Raw genomic sequence first — 14,773 nt, 5'->3', positions numbered from 1 at the left:
ATAGTCATGCTTTTTGGCTCAGCAAATACTCTTGTCCGGTTCATCTAAGAAAAACATTACATTAAATAGTTACGGTTTATGGTTAAGTTATAGGGAATTATTTTTTGGAAACAGACTGAATGAGTCCTGCTTTTTGCAACTTGGAGAACTCATCTTTCGCCTTATTAAGCTGTTTCACAAAAGCATCGTTGGCATGGAGACGGGCAACAACAGCACTAGCCACAATTCGGGCAGCATCTACATCACTTTGGAAATGATACCCACAAATAACACGACTCTGTCCCATTTCAAATCCTCTTTTCAGAATCTCATTCTGCCTGTCAGGATTGATTTCTGCCAAAACAAGGGCAGTAGCCCATCCTATGGCTGTATGTCCCGAAGGATAGGAACCGTTCGTTGAAAGTTCTTCCTGCTGTTCGGGATTACAAGTCATTTCATTGAAAAAACTAAAAGGACGTACACGCATATAATACTCTTTAGCATGACGGGTAGCCAAATCTCCGGCATCCTCTCTCATATTAATAATGAGCCTATACAGTTCCGGCGTTTTATCCCTCGTTATTTCAATACCAAAAGCCTCCGAAAAGGCAAAGGGAACGCCATCACCATTTACACGGGCATCACTGACAGCTTGTTCACCCCTAGGAGTATCCCTTTGCAATTTCCCCCAGTCGTAACGGGCTTTGTCATACAAGAACAAAATACTTCCTGCTTCAGGAGGAGGAGGCAGTAACTCCAGACTATTGGCAACCTCCGATTCTTCCAAATAATAAAGTTCGGGATTGGTTCTTCTATCCTTTATTTTTTTCTCTTGTGCAAAGATGTTTAATGAAATGGCACAAAACACTAGAAGTAAGGCAAACTTTGTTTTCATGATAAAAGTTTAGTTTAAACGGTTAATTAATAAAATTCAATTGGTTTTTCGAAAAACATTTTAATCATCTACGGAACGTACGACAAACAATCAGAGTGTCCGCATCTGACGGAAACAAAAGTAGTGTTTGAAATTATCCCGAAAATACCTTTTTAATCCCGTTTCCTCCTTTTATATGACCAAAACATCCTAGAAGAGAAAAGGAGGAAAAAAGGAGAGCCGGAAGTGTTTCAGCACTTCCGGCAAAAAAGCCATTCCTCATAACAAAACAGATACACGAAGCCGGCTCTACGAAATACAGTAAATTGAGATAACTCTAAAGATGGACCTATTTTCTTCTTGAATTGATACGGTCATAAAGCAGATTGATGACTTTACAATCAAACTCCCCATCAGGATAAAGTTGTTCTATTTCTTTCCTTACATTATACTTATGTCTTGTTACCGTTGCCTGATCCACATCCAGCACTCTTGAAATAATAGCAGCATCAATATCTTCTATCATCAGAAGTATCGTTATAAAATACCTTTCTTTTCCCCTTCGTTTCATAAAGGATAATTTACCCAATTCAGGATATTTGTCAGCAAAATCCAAACACACCTGTTTCAGTTCCTGACGCATATCATCCTCTCCCTCTGTTTTTCTGTATCCCAAGGCATCAAACAGGGTCTTGACTTTTTTGTCAACCTTATGAACGTCCATTTCCAGTTCCTCCCAATTCATCCCGACATCATCCGGATTTATCCCTTTTTTATCCATCAGCGCTTTCCGAGTTCCTTTTTTCCGTCTTTTCAAAAGGAAAAGAGCAAGAAAAGCCGATAGCAGCACCGCTATTGACAGGATGATATACAGCGCATAGGACATCTCTTCTTTTTCTATCGAGATAGGAAGCAAGCCTGATTTACCATCAAAAAGGAATAATCCTGACTTACATCCCAAAACCGCTTTCCGTCCATTGACGGCAATACAAGGCTTGCTAAAAGCCAAATCGCAGAATAATGGTTCTGGGACACCGGCATCATCCAATCCCTTAAAACTCATACCATAATAATAGAGTATGAAAAAGCCCTCATTAGGATTCTTTTCAAGAGCTCCCGATATTGATTTCACATGTTTCACTGGCAACAAGGTCGCATTTTCTTCATTAACGATTCCCAACGAGGTATTCAAGTATTTATTTCTACCATTCATTATCACACCATAAACACTCTCATACTCTGATAAATCACGTATCTGCCAGAAAGATTCCTGCGGTCTGTTTAAAGGTCTTCCATACAATCCTTTGTTCAAGGTCGTTACATAAATACTATCCTCATTCTCACAAATTCCGGTAATATAAGCGTCGATAGTATCTTTCACCCCTTTATCTGACACAACCGGAATAGGAGTTACAATATGGTCCTGCTGTTCATCTATAATACCTAAATATTCCCTAGTACCCACATAAAGACAATGTTCCGCGGTGGAATAATAAAGAGAAGTGATATTATTCTGCCCTTTCGTGTTACTGAACTGCAAAAGACACTCCGCTCTATTGCCTTTAATCTTATAAAGTTTCTTACGCGTAGCAAGAAAGAAAGTATTAGGACTGGTTTCCAAAAATTTTATAATATCATTACCCACAATATCCAAGCCTTCAATCTTTCCTAAAGACTTTGATTTGAATTCCGGATGATTATAGACAAACTTATACAGATGTAAACGAAGATCATCGGTAATAAAGAAAATGGAGTCTCCCGTCCTTTTATCACTAACCGCCAATACATTATTGTCTAAATCTGCCGAGTTCTGTCGCAAGGCAAAAGAAAGCATAGCCTCTCTGCATGCCAGATGCAGAAAATCTTTCCCCATAAAGCCTATCTGCCTGGCGATAGTACTGATACCATTCGGCAAATCATATTCTAAAGTGCAACCGTCTTTGACATAAAGTATAGAATTAGCACTGATAAACCATTCATCCTTGTCGGGTCCTTGAGCATACAAGTAACACCGTCCTTTGCGTACAAGCGTCTTTTTTCCATCGGGAGATATCTTAAAAACCGAATTTTCCAACAAAGCATATACTGTATCATTATAAACACTGACATTGGTAACCAGAGAATCTATAACAGGTCGTTTAAAGTCCTTTTCAAGATTACGGACAACAAACAACCCCTGTTCACTAGCCACATATAGTTTTTTTTCCTTTATCACAACCTTATTCACCCCACAGTTTTTACTACATTTCCCTAGTTGAATGGGAGTGAGTTCATGAGATGTGGAACCATCTTTCAAATTCAATCTAAACAGTCCATTACTAGTCCCCACATACAAACACTGTTTGTCATCATCCAAAGCCATACTATATACCGAATAATTCATCCTCTTATTTTTTATGTAGTAAGTCTGGGTCTGCCGAGAGGATTTAGCCAATAGTTTCAAACCGGCATCTCTTGTTCCCACAAACAGAGAATCTTCACTATATTCCAATATATCATATATACGCCGGTTGCTATTAATGGAATAGGTCTGGCAATTATTGTTCACTTTTTCTATGATACAACCGTCTTCCTGACCAATATAAAGTTTATCCGCATCTGCTGTCGAACGGCTGATACATGATATAGGAGCGTCAAATGTATTGATATTGCAAGTGAGCTTTATAGGTTTCGGAACAAGCGCATCCTTGCAGCCTGTCAAACAGAACAAGGCTAATATAAAAAGAAAGTACAAGCTTTTTTTCATATTTTACTCATTTAAGTGATATCGATTAAACAAAGGCTTTCTACAATTAATCAAAAAGTTGAATATCTGTTATGCTTATGCAAATATAATACGTTTTCTCAAAATCCGGAAAGCTCTTAACAGATTATTAGCTAATTCCTTAATATGCCTTCCATATACAAAAGAAGTTACGTCAAAACCCAGATGATTCTCTCACCCGACTTTTGACATAACTTCTCCTAAAATAAAAAAATATATTAACCTGATTTATTTCAACAATACTCCTATCTCACCGACAGCAGTTACTGCTTTGTTATTTATTTCGGCAACAGGCTCCAGTTTAAAATAACGGGCCGGATAAGTCTTTCCGAAACGTACAAAATAAGGAACAGGATTATGCATGATATTACTGAATTCACCTGTAGCGTCACACTTCATCCAATCCTTACCATCCCGGCTGACATAAAAGTTGTATTTATAGATAGTGCCAGTCAGATCCTCCTCCTGTGCAGGAGCATAACTGAAACCGGCTATTTCCACTTCTTTACCCATATCAACCACCAAGGGAGTTAAAGTTTCGGTTTTCCAAACAGTTTCCTGTTTTCCATCGATGGCTGCGGCTGCATCCATGCCCACTGTTTTCCAACCATCCACCGGGACATCACTCAAGGTTACTTTCATCGTTTTATCAACCAATGGTTCAGCATAATACAAGCCTATGTTACTGATATTGACGGTTCCACGAGCACCCGTAATTGTCACTCTAACCTTTTCGGCATGACTATCCGAGAAAGGCAACAACCGTTTATATCCCACCGTAGTTCCCTCACCCACATGATGCCATGCGCCATTGGCGAACACTTCTACTGTAAAACCTTCCACACGCTGGCCTTTTGTAATATCCTCCTGAATTAAGAAAGTATTAACAAGTGTATTCTTCCTCACCTTATATTCTTTCGTATCTCCTACTTTGGCTGTCCATATCCTATTTCCCTTCTCAACTTTATTATCAGCAAAGGTCTTTTTTATATATTCCGTCAACTCCTTGATACGTTTCACATCATTCTCGTGCATCAAACCACGTTTATCGGGTGGAATATTCAGCAACAAAACAGAGTTACAACCCACAGAACGATAATAAATATTCACCAAGTTGGCAAGTGAACGAACTTGATTATCCTGTTCGGCATGATAGAACCATCCCGGACGGATAGAAACATCAACTTCAGAAGGATACCAGAACAAATCCGATGCTTTAGATACCAATTCACGGCTTCCCAAATCCTTGGACATAGCATTTATGCCCAATCTCTTATAGACTTCATCAGAACCCGGATAAGAATTAGGCATCAAAGCCGTTGCACTCCATTCCGTGGTACGTCCCAATCCACCTTCATTACCTACCCAACGCACATCATCGCCCATGATAGCGGTAACTGCCTTAGGTTGAAGACGACGAATAGTCTTCAAAATAGCGCCCCAATCATATTCCTGCTTCTTTCCGTTAGGTCCTTCGCCGTTAGCTCCATCAAACCATACCTCATGCACTTCTCCGTAATTGGTAAGCAGTTCAGTCAGCTGTTCGATGAAAAACTTATTATAAGCTTCTCCTTGTCCGTAACATTCCGCATTACGATCCCAAGGAGAAAGATAGACTCCGAATTTCAATCCATACTTGTCACAAGCTTTGCGGAGTTCCTGTACCACATCCCCTTTTCCGTTTTTCCATGGAGAAGAAGCAACAGAATGCTTGGTTGTCCGGGTAGGCCACAAACAGAAACCATCATGATGCTTGGCAGTAATGATAGCCATTTTGAAGCCACCTTCCTTCAGAGCTCTTACCCATTGTTCACAATCCAATTCGGTAGGATTGAAAATGGCCGGATCTTCTTTACCATCTCCCCATTCACGGCCTGTAAAGGTATTAATACCAAAATGAAGGAAACAAGTGAATTCCATTTGTTGCCATGCCAACTGTTGCGGTGTAGGCACCAAACGGGAAGCCATATCTATCTTCTGTTCCGTAGTCGCTCCTGCCGGAAAAGCTACGTGTTTCTCATAATACTCCTGTGCCTGAGTTCCCAGAAAAGCACAAAGTAAGGCTGCGGTTAGAATCGTTTTTCTCATTTTTCTTTATTACTAGGTTATTTTAATGGACGAATCATAAACTCAAACGTATGCTTCTCCACCGGAACACGATATGGCGGCAATACCCCCGGACCACAAGTCGCAGTACCTACCCCCGACTGTTCCGCATCTAAGTGAACATTTATAATCCCTGTTCTCTCAAGTTTATTAATATGAGTAGCTTTATCTACATTAGAATCCGTAAATGGAATAACACTGAACTGAAACACTTTATCCGAACGGAAAGACAAACCTTCTCCTGCCTCATCCGCCAATTCCATCCAACGCACATCCGTACGGTTTCCTGTAGCCTGGGGCTTCACATAATAATGGAACATACGTTCTGCATCTGTATGGTAAATTCCAATACATCCAGACTGATTACGGTCTATATAAGTTTCATGTTCACCACGTCCCAAATAAGAAACCTTGTTATAGGCATACGGCATTTCAAATGCCAGGCCCACTCTAGCCAATGAAGTAACAGCAGAAGTATCCGGCAGGAAAGTTGTCTTTACTTTTAATGCACCATTGCTCTGCAAAGTATATACAAAGGTAGCCATTCCCAACTTTACGCCTTTAGCATTCCATAATTCTACTTCCGCTTTACCACCTGTTTCAGATGCTTTGACAAAAGTAGCTTTTTGAATCATATTATCCAAACCTTCTTTCCTCCAAACTTTGGCTCCTCCTGTTTTTTCCCTGCTGTCATTGTCCGTAACAGGACGATAAAGGCTGAGAACTACAGGAGATGAAAGCATCTCTTTACCTTTATATATATAAGAGCGTAAAGCGCCGGTTGCAGGATCAATATCTATCTTCACCTTATCAGCCAATTTGATTTCCGGCGCACGATACCCTTTGTTGGCAGACAGTACAAACTGGTCATAGGCCACTTCGTCATGAGTTCCAATAAAGGGAGTTGCCTTATCAGGCGTCCAAGACAGATTCAAATAAGCCTCACGAATCGTAGAAGGCAACTTTACAGCACCCAAAGAGAATGTTACAGCCTCATGAGGGGCACAGTCTGCTTTTCGAGTTCCTTCTGCTATCACTTTCCCATCATCCCCCATGACCTGCCAGTGCAACGTATAGGCATTCAAATTGGTAAAGTCATACCAGTTCTTGACTTCCACTGTCAGCTTCTTAGGATCGGTCAGTGCCGATTTGATATATTGATACTCCTTCTTCACTTCAATGAGATGCGGATGCGGTTCGCGGGCTGCATTGACCAACCCGTTACAACAGAAATTGCCAAAGCTGGGCACATCCTTCGGACCATAATCCCCACCATAACTCCAATACCATTTACCATCCTTATCTATCTCGCGGAAAGATTGATCCACCCAATCCCAGATACAACCTCCCTGAACAATCGGTTCGGTTTCGAATACATGCATATATTCCTTTAATCCTCCGCCACTATTACCCATAGTATGCAGATACTCTGTCATGATGAAAGGACGATAGACTTTAGGTTCTGTCTGGCGGGCATAGGCCATGAGTTCTTCCACGCTGCGATACATACGGCAATAGATATCGGTATTATAATTCTGTTCGGCCCGTTCATATTGTACAGGACGACTTTTCTCCACTGACTTCATCCAGTCATATGTACGTTCGAAGTTAATACCGTTTCCGGCTTCATTCCCCAATGACCAGATGACGATAGCCGGATGATTCTTGGAACGCTCATACATACGTTGGGTACGATCCATGTGGGCAGGCAACCAAGTGGAATCTTTGGCCAATGAAGCAGGTCCATACCCCATGCCATGTGATTCAATATTAGCTTCATCTATCATATAAAGTCCATAACGATCACAAAGCTGATACCAATAAGGATGGGTAGGATAGTGCGAATTGCGAACCGTATTGATATTATGCTGTTTCATCAATTTGATATCTTTTTCCATCAGTTCCTTGCTTACAGTCCGTCCTAATTGGGAATGTTCATGACGGTTCGTTCCCTTTACCAAGACCGGCACACCATTGATGCAAAAACGTCCGTCCTTAATTTCCGAAGTGCGGAAACCTACTTCACATCCGGTAAGTTCCGTTACTTTACCTGTTACATCTTTCAATTCCAGGATCAGCGTATAAAGATTCGGATGCTCAGCACTCCAGACTTCCACATCCGGCAAACTTTGTTCATCCAACTTCAAGAAATGGCTCAATCCCTTCGATTTGATAGGATATTCACCTTGCAGAACCGCCTTACCGGTTTTATCTTCCAGTCGGTAAGCAAAGGTAGTCATGGAAGTAGAAGGTCCTTCAATGGTAGCTTCCAAACCGAAAATACCTTCTTTATATTGTTGTTTGTCTAAAGAAGAGGTTACTTTGTAATCGGCTATATACTGTTTAGGAGTGCTGTAAAGATACACATCACGTTCAATACCACTCAACCGCCACATATCCTGGCACTCCAAATACGATCCGGCACTCCAACGGTAAACCTCCAATGCCACCGTATTCTCACCTTTCTTCAATTTATCAGTGATATCCCATTCGGCTGGTGTCTTTGAACCTTGATTATAGCCCAACAGATGTCCGTTCACCCAAATATAGTAAAAAGAAATCACTCCTTCACAACAGATAACCACACGGCGGTCTTCCCAATCGGCAGGAATTGTAAAGGTACGTCTGTAGGAACCGACTTCATTCTCTTTATATGGAACTAAAGGCGGATTCTTTTTAAAATGGAACAGTTTGTCATCGAACTCATAGGTTTCGTTTACATAAATAGCTGTTCCATATCCTTGACGTTCCCAATTGCCGGGAACCTGAATATCCGCCCATCCTCCTGTATAAAACTCCGGTTTATAAAAATCCTTCGGACGGTTATCGGGATTCTTTACCCAATGGAATTTCCAACTACCGTTCAGACTCATGTAATAAGGAGAAGATTCATAATCTCCGTTACGGATATCAGATACGGTTTGATAAGGCCACACATAAGTATGAGGGGCCAGTTTGTTCAGTCCGACAGCATATTGGCTCTGCCATTCGGGTTGTTGTTGCGCCATTACTGGAAATATAACCAGAGCAGCCAAAAAATATAATAATGTATTTCTCATATATCTATTTATTCTATCATTACCTCATCAAAATAAATCCTTGCCTCTTGTCCGGGGCGTACATGGGTTGCAGGACACTCTCCGGCTCCTTTAGCAATAATCCGCACATAACGGCCAATTTCCTTATTCAAATCAAGTACCACATCCTCTTTGAAAGTCCCTTCACGGAAAATCTCTCCATCCGTGAACTGTTTACCGGATACTTTACGATAATCCCGATTATCATTTGAAACCCACACTTCAATATCTGCCGGTTTATGGGCTGCCATGCCATAATTCGTTATGCATCCCACTGATACAGAACGAAGCGACTCCTTCTTTTGCAAATCTATAGTAAAAGCGACAGAATCACTGCTTTCCCATGAATGCCATTCGAAATCCGACTGGCGCAAGCTGCCACGTATACCATTTACTAAAATCTTCCCAGCCTGTGTATTTCCTAAAACAGGTTTGGCGGTAGCCTTATTCCAAACCAAAGGCAATGTCAATGTTTTTCCCATCTGCCGACCTGCTCTATAAGTCGTACACTTTATAGTTTGTGTACCGGTCACCATCAACGGGTTCTTATATAGCGGAGACCGGTCTGTCGGCTCCTTACCATCCATTGTGTAACGGATTTCCACATCAGGACGTTCACATTCCAGTTTCACCTGTAGCTTTCCATTTACAGGGGTTACCGTATGTTGTATATTATACATGGAACAGGCAAACACAATTCCTTTAGCAGACAGATGCTCGTTGAATTTATCCATTGCTACCAAAAAACTTCTCCAATTTTTATGCCAAGGCTGTGTCCAAGCCACTTCGGCTAAAGCAGCCAGACGAGGGAACAGCTGATATTCCACATCTTCCGGTTTATTGCAAAACTCAGTCCACATAGAAGCCTGTACTCCCATCAGCAAGGAACGTACCTCCGGACTCCATTCTTTCTGTATCGGTTCATACCTATATACATCCTTCAATGTATTATTCCCAAAATAGGTCAAAGGTTCAAACCATTGCGGTCCCTGATAACGAATCAAATACATGATACGTGCAGGAGTCATGACAAACCTATGCCCTTGCTCCGCTGCCTTGACGGCAGCCTGACCGTAGCCTCTCCAACCATAAATAATTGCTCCGTCGGGAATCCGGGTATTGGTCAGTTCATCCCAGCCCATGGCTTCTTTCCCTTTGCTTTGTACATATTTACTCATTCTCGCCATAAAATAACCTTGCAACGCTTCTTCGTCCTCCAAGCCTTCCTGTCGCATACGCTCCTGACAAAGCGGACACTCCTTCCAATGCGTTTTCCGAGCCTCATCCCCACCCAAATGAATATACCTGGAGGGAAACAGCTCCACCACCTCGTCAATCACCCCTTGCAAGAAAGTGAATACACTATCGTTTCCTGCACAGAAGATCACATCCGCATGATTTCCTCCCAATCCTGGAAGGACACCGATAAATTTATCGACCACAGGACAAGCCAACAACGGATAAGAAGCCAACGCAGCATTACTATGAGCCGGCATTTCAATTTCAGGAATCACTTCAACCTGATGTCGGGCGGCATACGCCACTATCTCACGGATATCCTCCTGTGTGTAAAATCCTTTTTCTACAGTCGGTTCACCCTGCCGGGGATTACGACGCTCCGGAAAAGATTTTCCAGGACGATCTACACGCCGTGAACCGATTTCCGTAAGTAAAGGATATCTCTTTATTTCAATACGCCAACCATTATCATCCACCAAATGCAGATGCAGGGTATTGATTTTCAACATTCCCATACAATCGATAATACGAAGCAGATTCTCTTTCGGAATAAAAAAGCGGGCCACATCCACCATCAATCCACGATATCCGAAACGAGGTTCATCCTTGATTGTCATAGCCGGCACGCTCCAATCCGCAGTTTCCGCCACCGCTGTGCCCTCAATGGAAGCAGGCAATAACTGACGAATAGTCTGCAAGGCATAAAAGAAACCTTTTGTATCTGAAGCTTTAACTATTATCTGCCTGGGAGTTATTTCCAGATGATACGCCTCACTCTTTAATGCGTCATCGGTAAGGAAACTGATTTTCCCCTTCTTTTCTCCAACCTTCACACAAGGAGTAAATCCGGCCGCCTGGGTAAAAAGAGCAGAGAAACAGCGTGCAACCTCTGCCTGCTCCTCATTTTCTACCGTAAAGTCTGTTTTTCCGGAGAAAGTAAAATAACCTGTACCCGGAGTAATACTCTCCGGGCAGGGAACAATAGATATAGATTGGATTAGGTTGTCAGCAGGTAAGGCCATAGTCGCAAATAACGACCATAGCAAAATCAAACAGGTGTATTTCATGATATATGCTATTTTTCTTATTCTTTGTCTCTATCGGGTGAAAAGCGTACCGGATCATTATACTGCTCCTGCAATCTTGCCAATTCAGTCTTCAGCTCCGTCACAACCGGTTCATATTCTTTCTGACCATAAAGATTATGCATTTCCGTAGGGTCTGCCTGTAAATCATACAATTCCCACACATCAATATCATTATAAAAATGAATTAATTTATAACGCTCTGTACGTACACCATAATGACGTTTCACCATATGTTCTGCCGGATATTCATAAAAATGATAATACAATGATTTGCGCCAATCAGCAGGTTTTTCTCCTTTCAACAGTGGAAGCAACGAAACACCTTGGATATCTTCGGGAACAGGAGCACCTGCCAATTCCAGAAAGGTAGGTGCATAATCTATGTTTTGCACCAGTTCTGTAATATCACCTTTCCTGTCAAAACCTTTGGGCAACCGCATTATAAGCGGAGTATGCATGGATTCTTCGTACATAAAGCGTTTGTCAAACCAACCATGTTCTCCCATATAGAAGCCTTGGTCTGAAGTATAAACCACCAAGGTATTGTCCAGCATATTCTTTTCTTTCAGATAATCCAGTACACGACCTACATTATCATCCAACGATTTCACTGTTTTCATATAGTCACGCATATAGCGCTGGAACTTCCAATCGGCCAATTCTTTACCCTGAGGATTCTTTTTATAGAAGTCATCGATAATGGGACCATAAAACTTATCCCATGCCGCACGCTGCCCCTCATCCATACGTCCGATATAATTTTCATAAAGAGCCTTCAAACGGGTTTGTTTATCGGGGCGAAGCATCTTAAGGTCATAAATCATATCCATATCCTTCACGATGCTCATTTCCTGAGCCGCTGCCGCAGGACGTCCTTCATAATCATCAAAGAAATTATCGGGCAACGGAAAAGTTTTATCTTCATACAAAGACAAGTTACAAGTATCTGCCAGCCAGTTGCGATGAATAGCCTTGTGATGAATCAAAATACAAAAAGGTTTGTCTTTATCCCGTTTGTTCTCCATCCAGTCTATGGCATCATCAGTAATGATATTGGTTATATACCCATGTTTTTGAATGGTGTCATTGTCTTGCGTAATAAAATCCGGATTATAGTAATCACCTTGTCCGGGTACAATCTCCCAATAATTGAAACCTGTGGGCAGACTCTCTAAGTGCCATTTTCCGATAAGGGCGGTCTGGTATCCGGCCTGTTGCAGCAGCTTCGGAAAAGTCTGTTGCGAACCATCAAATATACAAGTGGTATTATCATAGAATTTATTAGCACAACTATGCTTGCCGGTAATCATGCAGGCACGGCTGGGACCACTTAATGAATTGGCCACAAAACTGTTAGTAAAACGCACTCCGTCATTAGCAATGCGGTCAAGGTTAGGCGTTTCCATATAACGCTTGTCATAGCAGCTCATCATCTGGGCAGTATGGTCATCGGTCATTATATACACGATGTTGTAAGGTTTCTGCTCCTCAGTTTTCTTTTGTGAAGCGCATGATGACAAAGATGCCACAGCAGTGATGCCGGTCAAAGAAAAAAGTAATCCTGATTGTAGGTTGTTCATATTCATAAATTTAAATAAGCAAAGAATTAACATCCGCAAAGATACAAGTTATGTTATTGTTTCTTGTCTGGAAATGACTATTTTATATCTGAGAATGTCCAGAAACAGGTTACAGACAAGAAAAAAACGGATGCAAAGCGCAGGTGCGCCCTGCATCCGGAAAAATCCAATAAAGACCTATTGAATAAAGCGTTCTATCATGTTTTCTTAATTAGTATAACCATAATTATTATCACTATAATCAAGAGCAGAATTGGTATCTATCTCATCTTTCGGAACCGGGAGCAATAAATTTTTCTTCAGGAAGTTTTCATCATTCAAATTTCCATCATTAAAAATACGTTCTCCCCAGTTCCCGTTCCCTTTAGGATTATTGGCCACTGATTCTTGAATAATTCCATGCCCATTGTTGACCTCGAAAGCTTTTTTCAAAAGCTCTGTGCCGCGTAAACGCATTTTCTGATACATTTCCGGTTCACCGGCACCTTCGAAAATACGTTCAAAATAAATTTTCTCACGCACTTGTTCCTTAGACAAGCCACTCTTCCAGTCAGCCGGCTGAGACGCGTTTCCTGATTGACGCGCTCTCTTCAGCACCTCATTGGCCAATGTTATCGCCTTGTCAGTCTGCCCCAATTCATTATATACATCCGCTGCCATCAGCAACATATCTGCATAACGATACAAAATTAAATTCTTATGACTGTTATTACCACTCTGCTCAGGATCCCACGGTTTCTTGAAATAGGGCCATGACTTTGTATTGGTAGATGGCTTTTTTGTCGCATTTTCCAACAAAGACAACAAGCCTTTCAAATACCCTTTTTCAGCGGGAGTCGCAGTAGCCGTATCGGCAATCATAGCATAAAGTTCTTCAGCTTTCGGACTAGCCGGATCAGCTAATTTCTCGTAAGGAATCCGTCCTACATACAACTTGGGTTTCTTCCATCCGGCAGGTTTTTCTTCTCCTTCAATGGTATATGTAAAATAAGGATAGGCATATACAGTATCGCGCGCCGAAGCTATAGGCTCCTCTTTAGGTTTCTCACCTTTTCCTACTCCGGCATAAGACTTCCAATAAGTCAGGAATGTGCTTTCAATACGTGGATCACCGGGATAAGTAGCCCCAAAATAATCATACAAAGCTTTTGAAGCACGTATGCGGTCCCAAGCCTGCCCATTACAAGAGCCATTAGGAGCGACCAGCCAGCTACCCCGGTTACGGGTGGTAGAACCTGCAAGTGCAAAATTCAATTGAAAAATAGATTCCGGAGAACCTTGTACGTAATCAACAAACAAATCACTGAATTTATCCGCCAGCCGGTATTTAGGCATTACCTCATCAAAACACGCTTTCGCCTTCTCCCAAGCCGTATTATCACCCTGACAGCCCAAAGTATGATAGAGTTTTCCTAGATACGCTTTCGCCGCCCACTTCGTTGCAAAACCGTCATCATCTTTTTCCGGTAAATTCTCATAAGCGAACTCCCAGTCAGTACATACCAATTCAAAGACCTCACTTTTAGGAGAACGAGGAACAGCTACTCCGTCATGAGCAGAGGGAGTGGTCTTTAAAGGTACATCTCCATAGGTAACTGCCAAATTATAATAAGCCAATGCACGCAAAAAACGAGCAGCCGCTTCCATTGGCAACTTATCAGCCGATTCTAACGGACTATCGGCAATATTGGCAATGAATGCATTTGTTTCACCAATCACTTTATACATCCCTCTCCACGCCATTGTGTTTATGGTTTCATCAATTCCTCCGTCCATAGAGACCAATAAATCTGTAGAACTGCCATTCGTTTGTGACCATCCAAAACCACAATATCCAAATGTTACTTCCTGCCATGCCTGGCCATAAGCATTATCAGCAGACATATATCCGTAACATCCCATCAAAGCCTGTCTGGCATTTTCCACAGTACTAAACTGAGTTTTTGTATTTATCGTATATTGCGGGTCTTCATCCAGCCACGATTCGCAGGATGCCAATGACAAAGCACCTGCTAATAAAAATATATATTTTAGTTTTTTCATTTTACAAAAAAATTATCGGTTAA

Annotated in this window: 7 protein-coding genes; all 7 read right to left on the bottom strand. The window is 41.6% G+C overall.

Annotation, left to right across the window (positions count from 1 at the left end):
* Nucleotides 1-97 precede the first annotated feature (97 nt).
* Nucleotides 98-874: a phosphatase PAP2 family protein gene (locus tag RE317_RS12575; protein WP_005840261.1), complete on the bottom strand. Its 777-nt coding sequence runs from the start codon at nt 872-874 to the stop codon at nt 98-100.
* Nucleotides 875-1,202: 328 nt separating this feature from the next.
* Nucleotides 1,203-3,599, bottom strand: a complete 2,397-nt coding sequence (locus RE317_RS12570; protein WP_005840265.1) for a hypothetical protein — start codon at nt 3,597-3,599, stop codon at nt 1,203-1,205.
* A 246-nt stretch (nt 3,600-3,845) separates the two neighbouring features.
* Nucleotides 3,846-5,705, bottom strand: a complete 1,860-nt coding sequence (locus RE317_RS12565; protein ID WP_117873332.1) for an alpha-L-fucosidase — start codon at nt 5,703-5,705, stop codon at nt 3,846-3,848.
* Nucleotides 5,706-5,722: 17 nt separating this feature from the next.
* Nucleotides 5,723-8,782, bottom strand: a complete 3,060-nt coding sequence (locus tag RE317_RS12560) for a glycoside hydrolase family 2 TIM barrel-domain containing protein (protein WP_005840275.1) — start codon at nt 8,780-8,782, stop codon at nt 5,723-5,725.
* An 8-nt stretch (nt 8,783-8,790) separates the two neighbouring features.
* The gene (locus RE317_RS12555; RefSeq protein WP_008667474.1) at nt 8,791-11,106 is read right to left on the bottom strand and encodes a glycoside hydrolase family 20 protein; all 2,316 of its coding nucleotides are present in this window, start codon (nt 11,104-11,106) and stop codon (nt 8,791-8,793) included.
* A gap of 17 nt (nt 11,107-11,123) precedes the next feature.
* Nucleotides 11,124-12,707: a sulfatase gene (locus tag RE317_RS12550; RefSeq protein WP_016271809.1), complete on the bottom strand. Its 1,584-nt coding sequence runs from the start codon at nt 12,705-12,707 to the stop codon at nt 11,124-11,126.
* A gap of 207 nt (nt 12,708-12,914) precedes the next feature.
* Entirely contained in the window at nt 12,915-14,750 is a 1,836-nt protein-coding gene (locus RE317_RS12545) for a RagB/SusD family nutrient uptake outer membrane protein (RefSeq protein ID WP_008667479.1), read from the bottom strand.
* Nucleotides 14,751-14,773 lie beyond the last annotated feature (23 nt).

This window comes from Phocaeicola sp. GP0067 (genome assembly GCF_031119655.1).
Taxonomy (GTDB): domain Bacteria; phylum Bacteroidota; class Bacteroidia; order Bacteroidales; family Bacteroidaceae; genus Phocaeicola; species Phocaeicola vulgatus.
The sequence above is the reverse complement of the archived record's forward strand: the minus strand, read 5'-3'. Positions and strand labels throughout refer to the sequence as shown.

Bases quoted from the DNA above. Each gene is read 5' to 3' on its own strand.
- RE317_RS12565 (WP_117873332.1), bottom strand. From the start codon at position 5,705: ATGAGAAAAACGATTCTAACCGCAGCCTTACTTTGTGCTTTTCTGGGA.
- RE317_RS12550 (WP_016271809.1), bottom strand. From the start codon at position 12,707: ATGAACAACCTACAATCAGGATTACTTTTTTCTTTGACCGGCATCACT.
- RE317_RS12560 (WP_005840275.1), bottom strand. From the start codon at position 8,782: ATGAGAAATACATTATTATATTTTTTGGCTGCTCTGGTTATATTTCCA.
- RE317_RS12555 (WP_008667474.1), bottom strand. From the start codon at position 11,106: ATGAAATACACCTGTTTGATTTTGCTATGGTCGTTATTTGCGACTATG.
- RE317_RS12545 (WP_008667479.1), bottom strand. From the start codon at position 14,750: ATGAAAAAACTAAAATATATATTTTTATTAGCAGGTGCTTTGTCATTG.
- RE317_RS12575 (WP_005840261.1), bottom strand. From the start codon at position 874: ATGAAAACAAAGTTTGCCTTACTTCTAGTGTTTTGTGCCATTTCATTA.
- RE317_RS12570 (WP_005840265.1), bottom strand. From the start codon at position 3,599: ATGAAAAAAAGCTTGTACTTTCTTTTTATATTAGCCTTGTTCTGTTTG.